This window comes from Tateyamaria algicola (genome assembly GCF_047715485.1).
Lineage (GTDB): Bacteria > Pseudomonadota > Alphaproteobacteria > Rhodobacterales > Rhodobacteraceae > Tateyamaria.
Map to the genome: position 1 here is coordinate 92632 of NZ_CP180420.1, position 21673 is coordinate 114304.

Genomic DNA, 21673 nt, shown 5'->3' on the forward strand with positions numbered 1-21673 from the left:
GCGGATTGCAATGCACATATCTCATTCGGAGAAGTCGCCATGATTACCCGCATTTCTAAGCTTCTCGCACTCTTGTTTTCTAGTGGCTTTAGTGCAGGGTTGTTGGTCACGTCCATCGTCATCGTGGATAGTTGGGGGCAGATGAACCCTGCGGCCGCAGTTGACTGGTTCGCAGTTTATGGACTGACACTCGGCTTCGTCATGGCCCCGTTGGGAGGTCTCGCTGTTCTTTTTTCGTTGGTAGCATTTGTATCGATCCTCATTCGAGGCAAAGACCGAGCCCAGAAGATAGCGTGGCTCTTGGCACTAGCTTGTACCGTTGGGACTATGGCGTTGTTGCCTATCTATTTTGGCGAAGCCAACACACGGTTCTTTGAAAAGACCATTGAATTGCCTCAGGTTGCCGAGGAGATTGAAAGATGGGCGTCTTGGAATTGGGTTCGAACTAATCTTGCGCTTGCTGCAACAGTCGTGATTTTGATTGCGTTGGCAAGAGAACGGGCCGACACCTGAGTTCGACTTAGCTGCCTTTCGCCACATCGCAGCATCTTGGTAGGTAAGGGCTCAGCTGCTGACATCCGCCGCGCGCGGCTCTTGTGTCAGCGCGCAGCCCAAAGGAGACATTGGATTTCCGCACGTCGGGCGTAAAGCGGAAGTTCGCTGCGATTGCAAACAATCCACTTGGTATTGGGTAAAGCGGTCATTGGACGTGACCTGTTTCCCAGAGAGTCCACTAATTTACGTTGGCTCTGTTCGGATATTGGTCTTGCTTTGAGCGGTTAGCATTTGCTGTTGGCGTCATGCCAGCGAGGCTTAAAGTGTGCGGTTGTGGTTGAAGTCGTTGCGCCAAGCCTCCATCAAATTGCGCGCAAGGCGCAGACTGTCTAACAGGATGTTCGCGTTATCGCGGTGTGTCAGGCATCACCAAAAGCGAAAAACTGATCAAGCTGATAATTTTCGCACCAACCCCACACCGCCAAACAATTGAGATTTTCCGCGCTTGTGTCGGTCAGGAGGGACTGGAACAGGTAAGTCCATTCTCCGAAAGAGGGCGGAAAATGGGGAGTTTGAGCCGGGAAGTGGCCGACATGGATTCATTGGCACTGGTTGGTTCGCATGTCTGTGCCGTCGTCTGGAACAGTCTCTTCGAAGGCAACTGTTCACTGGAAATCGAACGGCTTGTAGAGGAAAATCTGAGAACGGTGGCGAGTGGAATTCTGAGGCGTTCCTGACAGAATCGGAATGAACGGTCGGTTCCGAGCCGCCCGCCACGAATTGCATTTTCTGACAGGCCCGGCTCCGGCTTTTCCGATAAACTCCGCGAACAGTTTCGTGAAAAGTCGTCAGAGAATAACGCAAGCTCGACCGAAAATGGTTGTAAAGCGTTGCGTACAAATGGAAAAAGTTTCACAGGCCTCACAGAGTTCGTGACTATTTCCCGAGCTTATACACCGTATTCGGACCAAGAATTTCCAATACACCCACGCATCCGCACTTGGTTGAACAGCGGAGAGGCCACAGTCTCGGTCTGATCTCCGCAGCAACCAAATCTCAAGCGGAGATCACCCATGCTTTCCGAAATACTTGCAAGCCTGCGCGCCAGATTGCTGACGACCTCGTCTCTGGCCCAGGAAACTGTTCGCGACGGACAGACACTGACCAACGGCTTCTTCCAAAGTACCGTTGTCGATAACACCCCTGCTTTCGTCCTGAACAACGACCTTTCCCGGTTTCTGAACTTTGGCGAGGTCGAAACCAATGGCGCACCGTCCGCCGTTTCGGTCGAGGCCGAGGATGTGCAGGTCTTTAACTTCCGCACAGGCAGCATCGAGGCTAATGGCCCAGACGCGACAGGCATCGAAGTGACCGACGGCTCCAGCGCCGACATTCGCAATTTTGGCAGTATTGCGGGCGAGTTGAATGGGGTTGAATTCAGCGGTCCAAACAGCTCGGGCACGCTCGACAACTTCCGCGGCGGTGTTATTTCGTCCGACAGCCGCGCGGTCGAGGTCGAAGGCGAAGGTATCAGCGTTCGCAACTTTGGCGACATTGTCGGCACCGACAACCAGCGCAACGGTACCATCTACACCAACGCGACAGCAGAAGATGTCAGCATCTCGAACTTCACGGGCGGCACCATCGACGCAGGTGAGGGCAATGACGGCGCCGGCATTTCGTTCCAGGTCGGCGACGAAGCAGGCGACGTGGTGTCGAACTCCGTCTTCAACGGCTTTGGTGCCACCATTCAAGGACGCGGCCAAGCGGCCTCGAACACCGGCGGCGCGGGCGACGGCATCCGCATCAACAACGGTGCAGAGGGCACAGTGTCTGAAACGGACATCGTGAACTCGGGCCTGGTCTCATCCGAAAGCAACAACGGCACGGCGGCGGGTATCCGTATCGCTGATGGCGCCGCAGCCGAAGGACGTATCCTGAACACATCCACAGGTGTGATCGAAGGGGTGCGTAATGGGCTGTATATCGGCGACGCCGAGCATGACCTTGACGTTCTGAACTTCGGGACGATCCAATCGGGCAGCCGTGCGGTGAACATCGATGGGACCGGCGTTGATCTGATTAACGCGGGCGACATTCTGGGGACGGGTGACCAACGCAACGGCACTGTCTACGCCGATGGTACGGCGGATGATTTCAGCGTGCGCAACCTCGCAAGCGGAACAATCGATGCCGGTGACGGCAACCAGGGCTCTGGCTTTGGAGCCGAGATTGGTGGTGCTGCGGATGGCGCCAACACCTTCACACTGGACAATGACGGGATCATTCAGGGCCGTGGCAATGCGCCGGCGGGCAACAACCCGGCAGGCGACGGCGTGCGGATTGGCAATGTTGGCAACACCGGCACGACCGACGCCACCATCACCAACTCGGGCGAGATCTTGTCTGAAAGTGCCAACGGAACGGTCGCAGGTGTTCGTGTCGTCAATGGTGTGAACTTCCAGGGTGAGCTGTCCAACTCAGGCTTGATCGCTGGTGTTCAAAACGGTGTCTACTTCGGGACAGGTGACCACACTGGCGGTTCATTCGTGAACGAAGCAGGCGGCGTTGTGTCCTCGGACAGCCGTGCACTGAACATCGATGGCACGGGCCTGAGCGTTGAAAACGCGGGTTCGATCCTGGGTACAGGTGACCAGCGCAACGGTACTGCCTATGCCGATGGTACTGCAGATGACTTTTCTGTCGTCAACAGCGGCTCCATCGATGCAGGTGCTGGCAACCAAGGCTCCGGGTTCGGTGCCGAGATTGGTGGTGCTGCAGACGGAGTGAACAGCTTCACGCTCGACAACTCCGGCACGATCCAAGGCCGTGGAAACGCAGCTGCGGGCACACCGCTGGCGGGCGACGGCATCCGGATCGGCAACGTTGGCAATGTCGGCGTAACCGATGCCATCATCAACAACTCCGGTGTCGTCAGCTCTGAAGGTGCCAACGGTACCGTTGCTGGTGTGCGTGTCGTGAATGGCATCGACTTCAAAGGTGAGTTGAGCAACTCGGGGACGATCTCCGGTGTGCAAAACGGTGTCTACTTCGGCACGGGTGATCACACGGGCGGGTCCTTTGTGAACTCTGGTGTGGTGTCGTCTGACAGCCGCGCGGTCAACATCGATGGTGAAGGTCTGGAAGTTGTGAACTCTGGCACGATCCTCGGCACCGGCGATCAGCGTAATGGCACAGTCTATGCCGACGGTACGGCTGACAACTACACCTTCACCAACACCGGTGTTGTAGATGCCGGACTGGACAACAACGGTTCCGCCGTATCGCTGCAAACCGGCGACGTGGACGGTGATGTTGTGTCAGCCGCCATCTTTAACGAAGGTATCCTGCAAGGTCGCGGCGACGCGGTCGAAGGCAACATTGTCGGTGACGGCCTGCGCCTTTTCAGCAACCAGGAAGACGCGAACTTTGCCGGTCTGGTGCAGAACGAAGGCCTCATCGCCGGGTCCGAAGACAGCGACGCCGCAGCGGGTATCCGCATCGACGGTGGCCTGAACCTGCTGGGTGCGATCCTGAACGAAGGTGAAATCACCGGTACGGTCAACGCCATCGACGCAACCGAAGCGGGCGATGTGACCTTCGTCAACGACGATGACGGTGTGGTGAACGGCAACGTGCTCTTGGGTGCCGGAGAAGACATTGTTGTCGACCTTGGTCAAATCAACGGTGTTCTCGACGGTGGCGCAGGCGATGACGTTCTGATTGCCGGACAAGGCGACAACGTGATTGTCGGCGGTCTTGGCAACGACTTCATCGAAGGCGGCGAAGGCATCGACACGGCGGACTTCTCTGATCAGGACGTCGCTGTGACCGTGAACCTTGGGGCCAACGGAAACGGAACCGCCACCCGCGAAACCGGGTTCACGGTGTCTGTCGAAAATGTTGCGGTCGCTGCATCCTTGCAGCCCACCCAAAACATTAACGACGCGGCCGGATTTGTAGCAGAAGCCCTTGCCGGGAACCTGTACTACAACATCCACACTTCGGACTTCCCCGGCGGTGAAATCCGTGGCCAGTTCGAAGTCCTCAGCGATGAAGGTGACGGGCATACGCGTGTCATCGAACTTGCGGCGACACTCGACGCAAGCCAAGAACCCGGACCGACCTCCGACAGCGAAGCGACAGGCACGGCGACACTGACCATCTCGGTCGATGAAGCCACCGGCCAGGTTGTCTATTCGTCGGAACTGACCGTGACGGGCCTGAACGAAGCAGACCTGCAAACCCCGGTGCCGGGCGTCGTGTCGGCCATCCACCTGCACAATGCGCCTGCCGGGATCAACGGTCCCATTGCGCAGGACACGCTGGTGGACGCTGGTGCAACCATTGACGCAGATGCGGCCACGGGTGTGTCCGGTCTGGATGTCATCGACGAAGTGGTCGAAATCGACATCCTCAGCTCGATCGAGAACGTAATCGGGTCGGACGATGGCGACGTCATCATCGGGTCCAATGCCGACAACACCCTGTCTGGTGAAGACGGTGATGACCTGCTGAACGGTGGTCAAGGCGACGACCTGCTGCTCGGCGGCGAAGGCTCCGACACCTTCACCTTCGAAGGGTTGTTCGGCAACGACACGGTCGGCGACTTTGAAGTTGGCGTGGACCGGTTGGACTTCTCCGACTTCGGCCCGGACTTCGCCGAGAGCCTCGTTGTGTCGCAAGACGGCGACGACGCCCTGCTGACCTTCTCTTCGGACGCCTCCGTGCGCCTCGAAGGGGTCAACAGCGGCGACTTCTCCGACGACGACTTCATCGCCTGATCAAAACACACCGAGGTGGCGGCACATGTCGCCACCTTTTCACGCTGAAAAGAGATCACCCAAATGTTTCAGAAAAAATCCACCGTCAAATCCGCCTGGGGCAAGCTGCGCAGTGGCTTTGTCGCCATCAGCTTCTTCAGCATGATCCTGAACCTGCTGATGTTGGCCGGCCCCCTCTACATGTTGCAAGTCTATGATCGCGTGCTGACCAGCCAGAACATGGACACTCTCATTGCGCTCAGCATCCTGCTGGGCGGTGTTTTCCTGGTCACCGGTCTTCTGGACCTGATCCGTATGCGTATCCTCAACCGCCTTGGCGCGCGGTTTGAGCTGGAGATTGGCGCACCGATCCTCCAGGCTTCGATCCGCCGCCGGGTTCAAGGCAAGGCCAGTGGCGACACCCCCGCAGCCGATGTGAACGGTATGCGCGACTTCATTTCGGGCCCGACGCTGGTCGCATTTTTCGATGCACCGTGGATCCCACTTTATCTTGGTGTGCTCTATGTCCTGCACCCCTATCTTGGCGCGCTTGGTCTTGCTGGTGCGCTGTTCCTGACACTCATGGCCCTGATCAACAACGCGCGCTCCGCCGATGTGATGCAAGACGCTGCCCAAGCGCGCGCCAGGTCCGACAGTTTGTTCACCTCCAGTGAACAGAACGCAGAGCTTGTCCACGCAATGGGTATGACTGGTGATCTCGCCCGGCGTTGGACAGCTCTGCAACACAATGCGCATCACCTGAAGTCGCGCGTGTCTGACCGGCTGGCCAGTTTTTCGGTGATGTCCAAGACGACCCGCATGGCCCTGCAATCGGGCATGTTAGGTTTGGGCGCCGCCCTTGCCGTCAGCGGTCAGGCTACTGCCGGTGTGATGATTGCCGCCACCATCGTGCTGGCCCGTGCGCTTGCGCCTATCGATCAGCTGATCGGTCAGTGGCGCACCTTCCTGGCTGCACGTGGTTCGTACAAGACGCTGCGCGCCCTGTCCGAAACCTACCCCGAGCCGCCCAAGCGGCTAGCACTGCCGCGTCCGCAAATCTCGCTGAACGCAGCCATCGCGCAGGCGGGCCCGCCCTTGGCGCAAAACGCCACCATCGGCGGGATCGAGTTTGCCCTGTCGGCTGGCGATGTTTTGGCCGTGATCGGTCACAGCGGGTCCGGCAAGTCGACGTTGGCAAAGATGCTGGCCGGGATCTGGACCCCGCAACGCGGCGCCATTCGCCTTGATGGCACGCCCATGGCCAAATGGGATCCCGAAGAGCTGGGACAGTTGGTGGGCTATTTGCCGCAGGATGTGCATCTGTTCGATGGGACCATTCGCGAAAACATTGCGCGGTTTTCAACGTCGATCGACGACAGCAAGGTGCTGGCCGCAGCCGTCGCTGCCGATGTGCATGGTCTGATCAGCAGCCTGCCCGATGGCTATGCGACAGAGATCGGCGACGGCTTCCATCTGTCAGGTGGGCAGCGCCAACGGATCGCACTCGCGCGTGCGCTCTACCATGATCCGTTCATTCTGGTTCTGGATGAGCCGAACTCCGATTTGGACGCCCAGGGCGAGGCGGCACTGCGCAACGCCATTCGTGGCGCCAGCGCACGCGGGGCCATCACCTTCGTGATGACTCATCGCCCCAGCACGTTGGAAGCCGTCAACAAGGTTCTGACACTCAACAAAGGAACGCAAACGGGCTTTGGCGATAAGGAAGACATCCTGCGTCCGCGTCAGCAAGGAACACCCGTCGCCCAGACGGCTGCCGCACAACTGGCCGCCCGCCGCCCACAAGAGCCTGCCGTGAAAGGAGCAACACAATGACAACCGCACTCACACCCGCCCACAAAACCGGCGTTCTGCGCCTTGAAGACTACAACCGCGTTCAACCCAAAGCCTCTGGCGCTGGCATCACCGGGTTTGTGATCTTTGGGCTGTTGGCCGTCATCAGTTTCCTTGGCGGTGCCGCCTATTGGGCAACGGCGTCAAAGCTGGATGGCGCGGTTGTGGCCCAAGCGAGTTTTGTGGTCGAAGGCAACCGCAAGACGGTCGAGCATCTGGATGGCGGCATCGTCAGCAACATTCTTGTCAGCAACGGCGATCTGGTCGAAGCGGGCCAGACCCTACTGGAGCTGGACAGCACAGATCTGGGCGTCGATCTGGACGTGATCGAAAGCCAGCTCAGCGATCTATCAGTGCGCCGTGCGCGGCTGATGGCTCAGCTGCAGGAAGCCGATACATTTGATCAAGTGTCCGTTGCGCAGATGATGCGTGTCGAACTGGACCCCGCAACATGGGCCACGGCATTCACCACCCAGAAGCTGCTATTCGATGCAGAACGCCGGTCACGCGATGCCGAAGAGGCGCTGACAGCACAACGCATCGCCAATCTTGAGGACCAAGTGAGCGGCCTGCAATCGCAACGCGCCTCCAACACCCGGCAGCTGGACATCACACGCCAGGAGCTGGGCAACCTGCAAACCTTGCTGGACAAGGGCCTTGTTGCAGCGGTCCGGGTGAATGCGCGCCGGGTCGAGGTGGAGCGCCTGATCGGTGTGGAAGCGGCCCTCTTGACCCAAGAGGCACAGGCCCGCAACCAGATCAGCGAACTGCAACTGGCCAGCATCGGCGCACGCACCTTGCGGGACGAGGCAGCCTCGACCGAACTGGCGCAGATCGACGCGTCACTTGCAACGCTCAAGCCGCAGTTTATCGGGGCCTCGGAACGGCTGAAGCGTGTGGCGATCACTGCGCCCGTCAGCGGTCGGGTGGTCGAGATGACGGTGTTTACCACAGGCGGCGTTGTCCGTCCGGGCGCACCCATTCTGGACATCGTGCCGATTGACCAACCGCTGGTTGTCGAGGCGCGGGTGAATACCGCCGACATCGAAAAGCTCTATGTCGGTCAGTCCACGCGCGTGCGTCTGTCTGCCTTTGATCAGGCCGATGTGCCCGAGGCAGAGGGCCGCATCGTCGACATCTCTGCCGACAGCCTCGAAGACGAGCGCACCGGAGACTACTACTACACCGCGCGTGTCAAACTGGATGACGTCCAATCCCAAGAGGTGGCCACACTGGATCTGGTGCCGGGTATGCCCGCCGACCTGTTCGTGAACACGGGCGAACGAACGGCGCTCAGCTACCTGACCCAACCGCTGAGCGACCGGTTGGCGCGCACCTTTATCGAGTAGGAAAAAGACGCGTCACGCTACAAATGTTGGTGTGACGCCTTTGGGAGGGTTCTCTTGGATATAGGTCCCGATCTTTGCCAATAGCGGCTTCCTGGGACAGTTCAATCGCGACGCAACGCCGAGATTGCGAAGGTTCCCGGGGGCCTCGAATGGAATAAAAGACAAAGGCCAATTGTCCTCGCGGAACTGCTCGGCGGCGAGGGCAGAGACAATCGTGCAATCATCTGAATGACAGATATGCCGGCAGATGGTTTCAAAACGCAGCGCAGTCAGGTCAAACCTTTTGGAACCGCGTGATGCCTGATTAGGCGTTGGCAACCGGTCTTCAAGTTCGTATCCGAACGAGTGCGGGACACGAATAAAGTCATGTACCGGCACGTCTTCAGGCCGGATGGATCGCAGGGGCGCAAGGGGGTGGTGCTCATTAACCGCCAAATACAAAGGTTCTTCCCAGATCGACGTGAACTCGAGCGTTGGATTGTGATTGAGTTTCGCCACCAAAGCGACGTCCAGGCTGTGATCCTCGACCATCTTCAACATGTTCTGCGGCAGGTCTTCGATCATGGTAACCCGCATTCGTGGAAAGAGGACACTAAACAGGTTTGAGAAGTAGTCCGTCAGATATGGGGCCAGCGTCGGCGTTAGGCCGATGTTAAAGGGCACCGCTTCGGGGTCCCGAAACTCGGTTGCCGTGTCTCTGATCCGTTGCGCACTGATCAGCATCTCTTCGGCAATCTTGACGATACGTTGACCGCAGGCCGTTGGCCTTACCTCGCCGCTGAGGCGAAGGAATAGATCGGTGCCCAGCTCTTTTTCGAGCTTCTTGATCTGGTTTGACAGGGCGGGCTGTGAGACGTTGCAATACTCCGCAGCTACGCTGAAGCTGCCGCACTGCGCAACTGCAGCGACGTATTCCAAATCTCGTAAGTTCATTGCTCTCCGCAATATCCGTGCGGTTTTCTTGTAAAGGACCAATCTTGCGATAGAAAGAACCATCCGCAGGCGCAGTCCGAATGTTGATGGGATACCGCACACGGCAGCGTATAGCACCTTCATCCGAATACCGCTTCCGCACCATCCATCATTCCTCCTTTGCCAGCCAAGCAATGGCACAGTTTTTCGGGGTTAAGATACCTGACGCCTCAATTTTGAATGTCGGCATTGCAGACTGCAGCCGCAGAAACCGCTCCATTGGTTGAATGGCAGGATTGGGCCGTCCATGATCGGCAAATTGGTGTATTGGTTGGGAATGCTGCGACGCCTCCGATGGCGGCAGAGAGCCCACACCTCCTAAATGCTGCACTTCGCCCGTACGGCAAGGAAGGTCAGAAAGCCGACCTTTGCTCCATAGAAGATGGCCTGGGCCGGTCCTTGCTTAGTTTCAAAGAACACTTGGTTTGCAGCCCATGTTGCTAACATTCGTTGTATCAGCAGAGTTCTGACCAACGGTGCAACGTGGACTTTGCAAAACTGAAAGCAAAAAGCTCTTTGGTCGAATTCATGACTACGGTCGTGAACTACTCAACCAGTTGTTATCATTTTGAAAATGATATCTGCCGCATGGTCTGCACCGTTTTCGCTGTCGATTTTTGACTTAAAGTACAACGCGCGGTCCTTTTGGCTTTGAGAGGACACAATTTCGGACAAAATAGCTACTGCGCGCGTTGTGGAATAATCCGTTGACGGCAAGACGCGCCCAAGTCCAAGCTTTTCAACCCGGGCTCCATTGTCAGGTTGGTCTCCAAAATGAGGCACCACGAGCTGCGGTTTACCTGACCGAAGCGCTTGGGCGGTCGTTCCAATACCTCCGTGATGAACAATAACACGTGCTCGGGGAAAGACTTCAGAATGCGGGACATAGCCGCGCACCAAGACACCTGGCGTTTGAGGTATGAGGCTTGGGTTATCTGTCAATATCAAAGCGTTGATACCAAGGCTTTGCGCCGCTGCAACGGAAGTCGTGTAAAAAGTCCCTGGATTTTTTGACAGAATACTGCCGAGCGTGAAAACAATCGGTTCTTTGTCCATAAAGGCGTCCAACTCCGCATCATATTTAGGTGCAGAATTTTGCATCGTCGGAAAACCGGTCAGGTCTGACTTCTCTGGCATATCTGGTGTCCGCGGCGCGAAATGCTCTGAAAAAAGGCCCAAAACTAACTCAGGCTCCACGAGGAAATCGAGAACTGGTGGTCGCGACACCTTGCCCAGCCCATAGGCCAGCCTCGGTGGGTTCAAGTACTTTGAAAACAAAGGCTTCATTGCTTTCTTCGCACAAAATACGACAAATGAGTTCCAAGCAACTGCTACCTTTGAGGACGGTTGCTTTATGAGGCCCGGCAAATCGCGCAGCACTGGAGGGTCATATGCGCTCAGAAACCCCAATGGCCACAAATGTGTTCCGACAAACGGGATGCCTCTCTTTTCGGCAATAGATTGGACGTTGAAAGCCCAAGGTGGACTGATGATTACCGAAGCGTCGCCGACAATGTCGTCGACGTCTTGCAGATACCCTGAAAATTCAGGCATGCACAATCGCCAGAACACTCTCACATCTTCATGTGTGGCTTCGATGGCTGCTTCACCAGGCAACCCAGCCCTTTCAAATAAAACAGAGACATCCGTAGCGATACCATGCGCTTCAAATCCAGCCCTTTTGACTGCCTCAGCGTTGCTAATGTTTGTAATGAACACACATTCCACACCGTGCGTGCGCAGGCTCTTGGCAATCGCTAGAAAGGGGTGGATGTCACCCAAAGAGCCGTATGATGAAAAAATAGCGCGCATATTGGAGCGGTTCCTACTCGAAAAAACTTCCAATAATCGTTTTGGCACAAGGTGTTGAAGGCTTCCAGCTCAGATGAAGTTCTAGAATATGAAATCCCAGGAACGCTGTGCAGGCCGACATGGCGCATTGACAAGAGCTAAGAATATGTCGCTCGAGTCCGCAGACCGTGAGTTAGGTCCGGTCCCGAATTTGCCCTTGCAGCGAATGACCGCAATGCGGGCTGCGACCGCAGCATCAAGGCCCATAGTCGAGTGACCGCAATGGGCCGTCCATGATCGGCAAATTGGTGTATTGGTTGGGAATGCTGCGACGCCTCCGATGGCGGCAGAGAGCCCAAGGCGGTCATTGCCTTTTCTCGCTGCGCCCGCGCGCAGCACAAAAGATGCAGCATGAGCGAAAACAATCATGCCGTCGCGCAGCGAGAAAAATGGCCCTTGGTGCGGCTCGCAGCCTGAATCAAGTGTCGAAGTTACAGGTTGCGGGACAAGGTCATCATTGGACGCTTACCGTCACTCAAACAGCATCACTTCGCAAGTGCAGCGCTTTCATCGCGGCGCTGCAGCCTGCGCTGGCAATCTGGGTGTTTTGACCGTGCTCGTGACATACAAAACTTAACTCTGTCAGTCGCAAGCTACGGGTTCGGATACAGAAGCGTGCGTCGACGAGCCGGCTCGTTTGGCAAAAACAATCGGCCAAGCAGACCTGTTGTGAAATTTGAGGCAAATTTTGCAATCCTAATGGCAGTGTCAATGGTTGTCTTGATCTGTCAGAGCTTGCAAGAAGGACTGAATTTTATCTGTTCGGTGCACATCGACGTGAGTGACGAGCCACAGCGGGATAAACCAATCATCTTTGTTTGTCAGAACCGCGTTAAACGCAGGGTCATTTTCAACTTCGAAATCGGGGAGAAATCCGAGGCCAATACCTTTCTGAACGGCTTGAAAATGGAACGGTGGGCTGTTGGCAATGACCGCGATCTGATCTTGCCTCACATTGTCGTCGATCCATCCCTGGAAAGGGATATACGTCAGATCACGGGGCGGAAGAATGAACATGTGACGATCTAGATCCTCCGGGCCCGCAGCAGCTCCATGTCTCCTAAGGTAGCTGTCATGACCATAAAGACTGAACCGCAAATCCTTGAAATGCCGCACAACATAGTCCGGGTAGTCCGGCTTTGGGCCTGCGCGCAAGGCAACATGTGCCTCGCCGTATTCCAGCTTTACAAGGTCGTATGTCCCGTGAATCGTGACGCGGCACTTCGGATTTTGCGCACGGAACTGTGCCACCCCATCGACGACCAACACCGACATTTGCGGAACAAGCGTCAGCAGGACTTCCCCGTCGATAAGCGCATTGGCACCGTTGACTCGGCCAGTGAGGTTGTCGAGCATTTCGGTCGTTCTTTCCGCGACCTGAAGAACCTCCTGCCCAAGCTCCGTCAGTGTGTATCCACGGGCGTGGCGAATAAAAACCCGCCCACCAATGTCGCTTTCAATCATATCAATATGACGATTGACGGTTGCGCGATGCATATCCAGTGCTTCGGCTGCTTTGCTGACCGTACCCAATTTCGCAACATGGTACACCGTGCGCAGCTCTGACCATTTGTCCATTGGCTGTTACTCAATCATTAGCAGCATGCGGTTTTGCTGAACAACAGAGCCCAACGTGTCAATCAGTCTCAGCGATCCCTGGATAGCGTGTTGCAGCAGTTGCCAAGTAATATGCTTCATCAGCGACCGATTGCACCGGCCAGAATGCTCTCTGAACGTCACAGGAGCGTCAATTTTGTTTCAAACGGTGGTCAGCGCGAGAGGACACTTGCGGTAATCTTGGTTCGCCACATGGCGTTCACAAGGCCACTACCAAGTCAACATGTCATAGCTATGCCCGAACGAAGCAGATGGAGTCGCGTGCGCAGTCCGCGCAACTTGGGGTGTGTTAGCCGCCCAGTTCAATGACCTTTGAAAAACGAAAGCCCAAGCGCCTGTTGTCGAGGTTTTCATCCCGGTTGAACTCATGCGCCAGAGCCACCGAGTATCCTTTGCCAAGGTCATACTCTATTGATGTCTGCACCGAATAGTCATCAAATTCTGAGCCATCCGCCAGATTTCTCGGTCGCCAGGTGCCGGACAAGATCGCAGTCCATGGACCTGTATGATAGACGAGACCCGCACTGGCATACACGATGTTGTCTGCGGTGCCCTCGAAGTTGTCGAACGCTGCGAATTCTCCGATTAAGCTCCAGCTGTTGCCTTTGGCCGTTTGAAATGTCTGAAGCAATGAGGCCGAGAAGCCGGTTTCGTCCGCGACCCCGTCCACACCACGGCCTTGATGTATCAACCCCAACTTGTAGGTCAGCCCCGGAAAACGGTCCATTTCTTGTCCCTCGAGCGAAAGCGTGAACGAGTCGAAGCCTTCCGTATTGCTGGCGCCTCCATCCTCAATCGAGGTGCGCCCCCGGTTGCTGCCAAAGGACTCCGAAAGTACGCTTGTGTCCTTGAAAAACGTATTGAAGGTCAGCGTGTGGTGGCCGCGCGTGTCATCCCCAAACCTGTAGGATCCGCCAAATCCCACCCGGTCGATCAGTTCGATCTCTTTGCTATAGCTGTTTCCGAACATGCCGGGTGTGACAAATGACGCCAATGCGAATGAGGGCGTCATTTTGCCTACATGGACGGAAAACTGATCCGACAGATCGTATTCCAGCTGAAGAATGCGCGCAAAGAGGCCCTCATCATCAAATGCGCGACTGACATTTGGCGGAGCGACAGTTTCCACACGCAGCTCAGTATTGAAACGAAACCCATCTGAGAAGTGAAAAATGGGACTGGCGATCACCTGCAAAAAGACATCATCCGCTTCGACGCGCGGTGCCTCGGCTTGGTAGTCTCCGTTGTATCCAAGTCTGGTAATGATGTTGCCGGTCACGTTGGGATAGGTCTGGCTTATGGACTCTTCCGATGCGGCGGCATGAGCCATCAAACACGCGCAGGAAAGCACTGCGGCAGAGCAAGTTCGCGACATCGAATATCCCTCGATTTCTGATTTTCTTGAGGTTGCGCCGAACCGTCCGCTTCGCGTTTGCTTATGACGACGCGACCGAGTGGTCTCTGGGCAAGCGGTGTGGTCTGACAGTCAAGACGCCCCAAACCTTCGATCGGCTTGGGGCAATTCTTTAGTAGGTGTTTGGGTTCAGAGGATCGGTGCCCGCACGGATTTCGGTCATGTCGGTGGTGCCATCGCCATCTGAATCCGCTTTATACGGAAACGTGCCAGCAGCCAGTTCAGCCATATTGTCGAGCCCATCGCCATCAATGTCGCTGTCCAGATCATCCTCAATCCCGTCACGGTCGGTATCCGCCCAACGGTCTGCGTCAGCGGGAAATCCGTCGAATGCATCCTCGACCCCGTCACCATCACTGTCGATCGCCAGTGGGATGTCGATACCCGTCCAAAGCGAGGCCCCATCAGGCACTTTGCCGGTGTTCATGTCGGCAAAGAGACGATCAAAGAACTGGCTCATGTGAAAGGGGCGCTGCTCAATCGGAAGACCGGTATGCACACCCGGCTTCCACCCTTTCGGCCCCAATGTGCGTTGCGCAAAGGACATGCTGATCTGATCGGTGACCACAGCGACTGATTGCATACTGCCCGACAGCCACGCATTCACGACGATCACGGCAAAGATCTCTTGGATTTCCCGGTCCGTGTAGTGTCGCCGAAGCTCTTCGATGTGTGCGGCGGTCACGCGCGAAGGAAGACGCGCCGCGTCGCGCGCCACACGCATCGCCGCTTTCATGGCAGGTGTCACGTCTTCGGAACGCTCAAAATCCAGCAAAGACTGAATGTAGGCGATAAGGTCTGACAATTCTTCTGCTGGAATTTCATCTCTGAAATACTCATCTTCGGAATAGTCGTACATCCCGAATGCCCCGTGAGCCTGGCAATGCACGCATCCACTCGCGAGTTGGTACACGAAGAACATCGACCAGATCTCGTCAAAATCCATCGTACGCTCGGTTTGCAGGATGTAGGCGTCCATCGCCAGCGTGCCGATGGCCGCTTGCCGTGGCCAGTTGGTGTCGAGCCGTTGGCGATCACTATAAGGCACGCTCGAAGTTACCGGTTTTGCAGGTTCGAAATAGGCAAAGTCGTAGGCGGCGACGTCAAACGGCGGCACATCGGATGCGGGTACGTTCAGGTCACGGACACCCTCGCCTTCCCACTCGAGGACAGCGGTGGGATGCGCATCAAAGGGTTCTTCGATCCCGTCGCGATCGCCGTCAAACGTCAACGTGGGCACATCGTAGCCGGTGATAAAGTTCACCCAGTCCGAGGTCAGGGTCGGCTCGACCGCACCCAGATCATCGCGCTGCCATGTCGCGTCAATTTCGGCGACCGCTTCGTTTAGCGCGTCTCCTACAAACGGGTTGGCGCGCTGTTCCTCCATGGTTGTGCTGACATTTCGACTAGCGTCCCACCCAACACTGGTCAGGTTTTCTGTCGCCCAATCAAGCGTTTCTTGATCGGTGGCTATCGGCACAACTGCGTCATGCGTCGCCGAAGCGTTGTTGATCGACGCCAGTTGCATCAGTTCAGCGATCTGGCGATCCGTATAGTTGGTACGCAAAAGGGCATGAATGTCTGGCGACGACACAATCGGGTACTTGCCCATAACGTCTATATAGGTAAACGCCGCTTTGAGGCGGGGGTCATCGAGCGTATCAACATAGTCGAGCGCAAAAATGGCCTGGATTTCGTCTACGGCAACACCCATCTGCGCGAGTTGATAGGCACTGCGCGCCGTGTGGTGCCCGCTGCCCGACAGGATCATCTGGCGCAATGTGAGGCGCCATTTGGTTTCAGCGTCAAACATCGCGTCGGCGTGGATCATGGCATCTGCAATGAGTAGGGCATTGTAAAAGTCTCTTAGGTTGCTGATGTCGATCTTGTGCCGGTCGTAGAACGGCATCGCTGCATCTGCCTCAGGTACGGCGGGTGCTTCCGCGACTGCGACCGAAGATATCATCAGCGTGGCGGCAAAAGTTGTTGTCTGCAAAATAGATTTAAGCTGCATCGGTTTACTCCCCCTCAAACAGAGTTACGAACATGCCATTCGGGTTTGGTGCATGGCTTGGCACAAGTTGGAGAACGTCCCAGTGTTCGGTGATTTTTCCCTCAGCATCAAAGAGGTACATGTCGACTGCCGCCATCCCCATGTCATCGGGACTGTCGTTGTCGAGGTTCCGAAAATTGACATGCGCCATTGCTGAATCGCCAACGACAATCACTTTGTGCACATCAATTGCGACCGGGTATTCATCGACAGACCCTTTGAACAACATCGCCAAAGGCTGTCGCCCGTTGGGCAGCATGGTGCTGTGCTGAATGTATCGGTCAGACACGTATTCACCGACACTCTCGATGGTGGGTCGGGTCGCGAGCACCTCGTAGAACTCGATGATGCGCTCGGCGCGCGCACGGTCCGCATCATTGTTGACGATGATATGTGTTTCAAAGCCCAAAGGAATGGCGTTGCGGTAAATGAAACCCTGATCCTGTGATCGTGTGGGCGGGGCAAATGGGTCATTGTCCTGTGCCGTCGCGCTGAGCGTGGACGCAAACATTATCGCAAACATGGAGAGTACTTTGGGGGTCATGATGTCCTCGTTTATGAATTTCGCCGGATTGAGGTCGGACGGCTGGAAGCCTGCGCGCCGCTTAGGCGACATTGACCGGAAGCTTTCCGAGCTGTGCGTGTCTGTAGTCAGTCGAACAAGTCTCGTGCCGCGTCCGCGACGAGTTCCGGCTTTTCGGCCTGGATGAAGTGGTTCGCGTCGACGATCAGAACTTCGCCATCAGGCACCAGATCAACCGTTTCCCAGTATTCTTCTGGCCGCTGCCCGGGGTCGTGCTGCCCTTGCATAAAGACAACTGGCATTGTCATGCGTGGGAACACTTCGGCCAGTCTGAACTCCAGTTCTTTGTCAAAACTTGCATCGGAATAACGGACCGCGGCAGCTGCAGCAGTGCCCGCAAATCCATACTCCCAAGCGGCACGCGCCAAGTGTTCCTCGCCCATCTCAACTGAAAAATAATCACTCTCGAAGAGGTCCCGCATGAAATTGGGTTGAGTGTGAAATGCGATGTCTGTCATCGCCTCGTGGTTCGGTCGCGGCAATCCGTGTGGCTTATCAGCTGATTGCTGCATCCGCAGGTAAGCGAGGATGCGCGGATTAACGTCCTCTTGGGCGACCATGTGATCCCCGATTACGGCCCCCCTATCGTGAGAAACGAGATTGAAGTTCTCAACACCAATTTCGGTCATAAAGGCCGCGACCCCTGTGGCCACGCCGCCATAAGTTAGATCAAGATCCAGGCGTTTGTCGGATTGACCATACCCTAGTGTGTCAACTGCTATGACATAAAAGTCGTCGGCCAAATATGACATCACTTCGTGCCACGACCACCACGTGTCGGGGTGCCCGTGCACAAACAGGATAACTTCATCTTTGGGGTCTCCGGCGGTAACGAAGTGCCAGACGGCGGCGTTGGCTTCGACGTACCAATGCGTCCCAAACACATTGTTGGCCAGGTATTCAATTTCACCGTGCCGACTGACCGTTCCCTCTGGCGGTTGTGCGGCCGGATACCGGATATCATCGGTGATTTGTGCAAACGGGTAAGGTGTGTAAGGATCGGTTTCTGCGTTTTCTTGCCCGAAAGCCGTGCCAAGCGCACTTACAGAAACGATCGCCGCGAGAAGGATCGAACGGGTCATGAGAAACCTCTTGCCAGGTTGGAGTGTAAGGCGAGCCTGACATATTCCCGTTCGTTCGATAAAGCGCAGCTGCCGCGCATCCCGTGCGCGCTGATTGTTCATGTCGCGCCTAGGTATCTGATCATGCGTTCGATTTAGTTCTTGGTGCGCCAAATCCGGGCGGCAAGACCGAGAGCGGAAATCAACAGCACCGTAACAACCGAAAACAGGAACATGTTGGCCTCAATACCGGCAATTGTATGTGTATGTCCGTTAGGATCTACGAGCGCACCGCCCTAAGCCGGACCAAAGACTGTGGCGATCCAGAATCCCATAGCAAACACCAACCCAAGAAAAACAGGAGCAAACACTTCATCGCGCCACCACATCAAATAAAGCGAGACGAGTGCTACGCCTGCGGCAAAAGCAAGGAACCAGGCACCGTGAAATCGGGCATGTGCGCTCCATAAAGGATTGAACAAGTGAGTCTCGTTCAAGTCTGCAAACGCAGGCACGAAACCATAAAAAATGGTAAGCGCACTGACACCGGTTTAAAGAACGATTTTGAGTGCTTCATGTGTCATGCTTACATCTCCGTCTTGGTTCTACGAGATTGCACAAAACTGATTAACTATGACCACGCTTTGGGCGGACGGTTAGAGCGCTGCATCGACAGACAGTTTCTTCATAAGACTTGCCTGAACGCTCGCATCAACTGCGAGTTTCGGCGCCGCTTTTTCCTTGCCATTGGTGATATAGATGCCGGTGCGTCCACCAAAGCTGTCCGGTTTCGCCGCATTGATCATCTTTCCCGCCTGCTTTTCAGGTTTGTTGAACAGAAGCGGCACAAAGAACTTTAGGATGCCTGGCATTGCATCGCTGGTTTTGGTCATCGGCGTGATCACAGCGCCCGGACAAACCGAACGCAACATGATGCCGTCCTGTTCCAGCTCCGGCGCGATCGCCGTACCCATGGTGGTCAGTGCCAGCTTCGTGGTTGCATAAACGCCCGTCAGCCCGCCGATGTCCGCAGGGTCCGACAACATGTCAACGTTAAGTGACTTAGCGGCAGTGTGCGCCGCCGATGTTGTGTTGACGACCATGGTTTTGGGGTTCCCTGCTGTCCGTTTCAGGGCAGGACGCAGGCACTCAAGCATTACATATGGGGCCAGCGTGTTTACTGCGTAGTTGGATTCGTGGCCTTGGGCACTCATAACACGCTGCGATGTCAAAACGCCGGAATTGTTGTAAAGGGCGTCGATGCTGGAATGGATCGCCAATATCTCGCGTGCCGCCCGCTTGATCTGATCCGTGTCCATGAGGTCAGCCTGGACCAGATCCACTTTGGCCGGGGGATGTGCGGTATTCAGGTCTGTCTTTTGCTTTGATGATTTGTCGCCGCTTCGGTTGACAAGCACAAGATCCCAACCGCCTGCTGCGAGCTGCTCTGCGATTGCGCCGCCGATACCTCCGGTAGAGCCAGTGATCACTGCTACTTTTCTATTCGACATACTGCGTTCCCTTGTTCCGTGAGCGGTGGCCGGGCGAAGCGCCTTTCAGGTGAGAAGCCCTTTGATCGCAGCATCAATGCCTGCGATGTCGTTACTCTTGATCAATGTGGTCCCGTCCCAGGTGTCACGCCACAGGCCAACGCCGTGCTTGCCTTTGATGTTCATGCCAAAAAAAGGGGCGGTAAACTCTTGCGTCTGAAGCACATTGGCGCCCGCGCGCGGTCCAGGTGTCGCTGCAAGCAAGACGATAGGCTTGTCCTGCCACACCTTCTGGTCGATCCGGCTCATCCAGTCATATATGTTTTTCCAAGCTGCGGTGACGTAGCCATTATACTCCGCGAATGAGACGATCAGCGCGTCTGCTGCGCCAATCTTGTTAAAGAAAGCTTGGGCAAGCGGATGCACACCATCAGACTTTTCCCGATCCATCGAGTAAATGGGCATTTCGTAGTCGTTGATGTCGATGAATTCGATTTCGACGCTGGGCGAGAACTTCATTAACCGTGCAGCGGCATACCCCACCAGCGCCCCATTAATAGACTGGCTATGGTTTGACGCTGCAAACGCGAGGGTTTTCATATCGTAGCTCCAGTGTCGGCTTCAGTGGATGTAATCGTCTGCTATTACTGCCTCAACACCAACAAAAGCGCACTAGATGCGCGCTGGTGCGACACCAAAGGGCTTTCAATGTACATAAGGCCACATAAATGCGCTTCAGGAGGCCAAGATGGACCACTGGACCGAAATTCGCACCGCTTATGGTGTGGCGCGCTCAGGCACTGTCAGCAAGGCGGCACAAGAGCTTGGTGTGCACCGCGCAACTGTGAACCGACACATTGATGCGCTCGAAGAGGAAATCGGGACACGCCTGTTTTTGCGTCACCGGCGTGGCTACGAACTGACCGATGCCGGACGGGAGTTCATGGAGATTGCCGAGCGCTCTTTTGACATGCTCGAAGATTTCTTTGGACGGATACGCGTGCAAAGCGCCGATGTTGAGGGAGAGGTTATCGTTGCCACGCTCTTTCCCCTGACGGACTTGATCTTGCCCGCTATCCTCGAGTTTCGACGCCATCATCCAAAGACGCGGGTGCGCGTGACAACCGGAGATGAGCTTGCCCGTTTGGAATTGGCCGAAGCGCATGTCGCGTTGCGCGTCGGATCCAAAGCAACCAACGCAGACTACGTCGTTCAGCCATTCTGCACGCTCGATTTCGCACTGTTTGCCCACCGCACTTACATTGACCGCCATGGCAGGCCGCAGGGGCAAGACTGGACCGGTCACGCCTTTGTCGGCAATCCGGACGCGCACAGCGCAGCCCCTTTCGAGGTCTGGCTTGCAAGGAATGTAGACCCTGAACAGTTGGTGCTTGTGTCCGCAAATCCAAAAGTTCTCGAAGACGCGTTGCGCAGTGGAGAAGGTATTGGCTTTATGCCGGTGTCTTACGCAAGAACTCTTCCGGATCTCGAACAAATTGTGCCTGCCTTACCGGACTGGCAAGTTGAAAGCTGGCTCGTAACCCACGTTGACGTCCACCGCACTGACAAGGTTCAATCAATGTTGAATTGTCTCAAGGCGCTTGTGTTCGCGACGTGACACCCCTCTGGCCTTGTCTCTAGGCAGCGCGTCTGGCCAAGACCATGATTGCGGCGTGCAACACAATCACAACCAGGGCCGCAGTGGCGTGGATCGCAACATGTGCGGGCACCTCTCGAAAAATCCAGATCGCACAGGGAACGAAAAGAAAAACAGCCGTCCAAAGTCCCGGATTGCAGGTGCGAAACTTGATCGCCCAAACAATGTGTACAAACCCGTTTATGGCTAGCAAATAGGCAGCCAAGACACCCCAAGACGGGTTCGAAGCAGACAGATAAAACACAGTCAAGATAAAGAACCAGACGAATACGACGTTGATGATCCAGATGTCACGTGGCGCCAGCCCGCGCCTGTCTTTGCCCATCATCTCATTCAGGTAAACGGCAAACCGGTTGTTGTCGTGCTCTTCAAACTGGTGGACCATATAGATCGGCAATGACAGAAAAACGGACAGTTCTATAGTTGCGCCGATAAAGGGATACAGTCCTAAAACGAGCAGGGCGAATGGTGGGGCGGCGTAGGCCCAATTTTGAAAGAAGCGATCAAGCATTGAACA

Annotated in this window: 17 protein-coding genes; 6 read left to right on the forward strand and 11 right to left on the reverse strand. The window is 55.8% G+C overall.

Features of this window, described 5'->3' with window-relative positions; genetic code table 11:
• The first annotated feature begins 39 nt into the window (after positions 1–39).
• From ACMHLQ_RS01205 to ACMHLQ_RS01220, 4 genes are all read left to right on the forward strand, one after another.
• Positions 40–513, forward strand: coding sequence for an anthrone oxygenase family protein (locus tag ACMHLQ_RS01205; protein ID WP_415400978.1), 474 nt, complete (start codon positions 40–42; stop codon positions 511–513).
• 1055 nt (positions 514–1568) lie between these two features.
• Positions 1569–5279, forward strand: a complete 3711-nt coding sequence (locus tag ACMHLQ_RS01210; protein ID WP_415400979.1) for a beta strand repeat-containing protein — start codon at positions 1569–1571, stop codon at positions 5277–5279.
• A gap of 63 nt (positions 5280–5342) precedes the next feature.
• Positions 5343–7091, forward strand: a complete 1749-nt coding sequence (locus ACMHLQ_RS01215; protein WP_415400980.1) for a type I secretion system permease/ATPase — start codon at positions 5343–5345, stop codon at positions 7089–7091.
• Positions 7088–8458 (forward strand): HlyD family type I secretion periplasmic adaptor subunit, encoded by a 1371-nt coding sequence (locus ACMHLQ_RS01220; RefSeq protein WP_415400981.1) that lies wholly within the window; start codon positions 7088–7090, stop codon positions 8456–8458. Before ACMHLQ_RS01215 ends, ACMHLQ_RS01220 begins: the two co-directional genes overlap by 4 nt.
• Positions 8459–8470: 12 nt before the next feature.
• Here the strand turns inward: ACMHLQ_RS01220 and ACMHLQ_RS01225 are convergent, their stop codons facing one another.
• The gene (locus ACMHLQ_RS01225) at positions 8471–9391 is read right to left on the reverse strand and encodes a LysR family transcriptional regulator (protein ID WP_415400982.1); all 921 of its coding nucleotides are present in this window, start codon (positions 9389–9391) and stop codon (positions 8471–8473) included.
• A 588-nt stretch (positions 9392–9979) separates the two neighbouring features.
• The gene (locus ACMHLQ_RS01230; RefSeq protein WP_415400983.1) at positions 9980–11242 is read right to left on the reverse strand and encodes a glycosyltransferase; all 1263 of its coding nucleotides are present in this window, start codon (positions 11240–11242) and stop codon (positions 9980–9982) included.
• Positions 11243–11514: 272 nt separating this feature from the next.
• Between ACMHLQ_RS01230 and ACMHLQ_RS01235 the strand changes: the two genes are divergently transcribed.
• Positions 11515–11832, forward strand: a complete 318-nt coding sequence (locus tag ACMHLQ_RS01235; RefSeq protein WP_415400984.1) for a hypothetical protein — start codon at positions 11515–11517, stop codon at positions 11830–11832.
• A gap of 157 nt (positions 11833–11989) precedes the next feature.
• On the opposite strand, the gene ACMHLQ_RS01240 is transcribed toward ACMHLQ_RS01235, so the two are convergent.
• From ACMHLQ_RS01240 to ACMHLQ_RS01275, 8 genes are all read right to left on the reverse strand, one after another.
• Positions 11990–12859, reverse strand: coding sequence for a LysR family transcriptional regulator (locus tag ACMHLQ_RS01240; RefSeq protein WP_415400986.1), 870 nt, complete (start codon positions 12857–12859; stop codon positions 11990–11992).
• 328 nt (positions 12860–13187) lie between these two features.
• Positions 13188–14228, reverse strand: a complete 1041-nt coding sequence (locus ACMHLQ_RS01245) for a hypothetical protein (RefSeq protein WP_415400987.1) — start codon at positions 14226–14228, stop codon at positions 13188–13190.
• A gap of 196 nt (positions 14229–14424) precedes the next feature.
• The gene (locus tag ACMHLQ_RS01250) at positions 14425–16326 is read right to left on the reverse strand and encodes a hypothetical protein (RefSeq protein ID WP_415400988.1); all 1902 of its coding nucleotides are present in this window, start codon (positions 16324–16326) and stop codon (positions 14425–14427) included.
• Between the two features lie 4 nt (positions 16327–16330).
• Complete coding sequence (locus ACMHLQ_RS01255) at positions 16331–16888, reverse strand: ester cyclase (RefSeq protein WP_415400989.1); 558 nt, start codon at positions 16886–16888, stop codon at positions 16331–16333.
• A gap of 128 nt (positions 16889–17016) precedes the next feature.
• Positions 17017–18030 carry an alpha/beta fold hydrolase gene (locus ACMHLQ_RS01260; protein ID WP_415400990.1) on the reverse strand — a complete coding sequence of 338 codons (1014 nt, stop codon included), beginning with the start codon at positions 18028–18030 and terminating at the stop codon, positions 17017–17019.
• A 275-nt stretch (positions 18031–18305) separates the two neighbouring features.
• Positions 18306–18506: a hypothetical protein gene (locus ACMHLQ_RS01265; RefSeq protein ID WP_415400991.1), complete on the reverse strand. Its 201-nt coding sequence runs from the start codon at positions 18504–18506 to the stop codon at positions 18306–18308.
• Between the two features lie 159 nt (positions 18507–18665).
• Positions 18666–19520, reverse strand: a complete 855-nt coding sequence (locus ACMHLQ_RS01270; RefSeq protein ID WP_415400992.1) for an SDR family NAD(P)-dependent oxidoreductase — start codon at positions 19518–19520, stop codon at positions 18666–18668.
• A gap of 45 nt (positions 19521–19565) precedes the next feature.
• Positions 19566–20099 (reverse strand): NADPH-dependent FMN reductase, encoded by a 534-nt coding sequence (locus tag ACMHLQ_RS01275; RefSeq protein WP_415400993.1) that lies wholly within the window; start codon positions 20097–20099, stop codon positions 19566–19568.
• A gap of 148 nt (positions 20100–20247) precedes the next feature.
• Between ACMHLQ_RS01275 and ACMHLQ_RS01280 the strand changes: the two genes are divergently transcribed.
• Complete coding sequence (locus ACMHLQ_RS01280) at positions 20248–21117, forward strand: LysR family transcriptional regulator (RefSeq protein ID WP_415400994.1); 870 nt, start codon at positions 20248–20250, stop codon at positions 21115–21117.
• Positions 21118–21136: 19 nt separating this feature from the next.
• On the opposite strand, the gene ACMHLQ_RS01285 is transcribed toward ACMHLQ_RS01280, so the two are convergent.
• Positions 21137–21667, reverse strand: a complete 531-nt coding sequence (locus ACMHLQ_RS01285; RefSeq protein WP_415400995.1) for an HXXEE domain-containing protein — start codon at positions 21665–21667, stop codon at positions 21137–21139.
• Positions 21668–21673 lie beyond the last annotated feature (6 nt).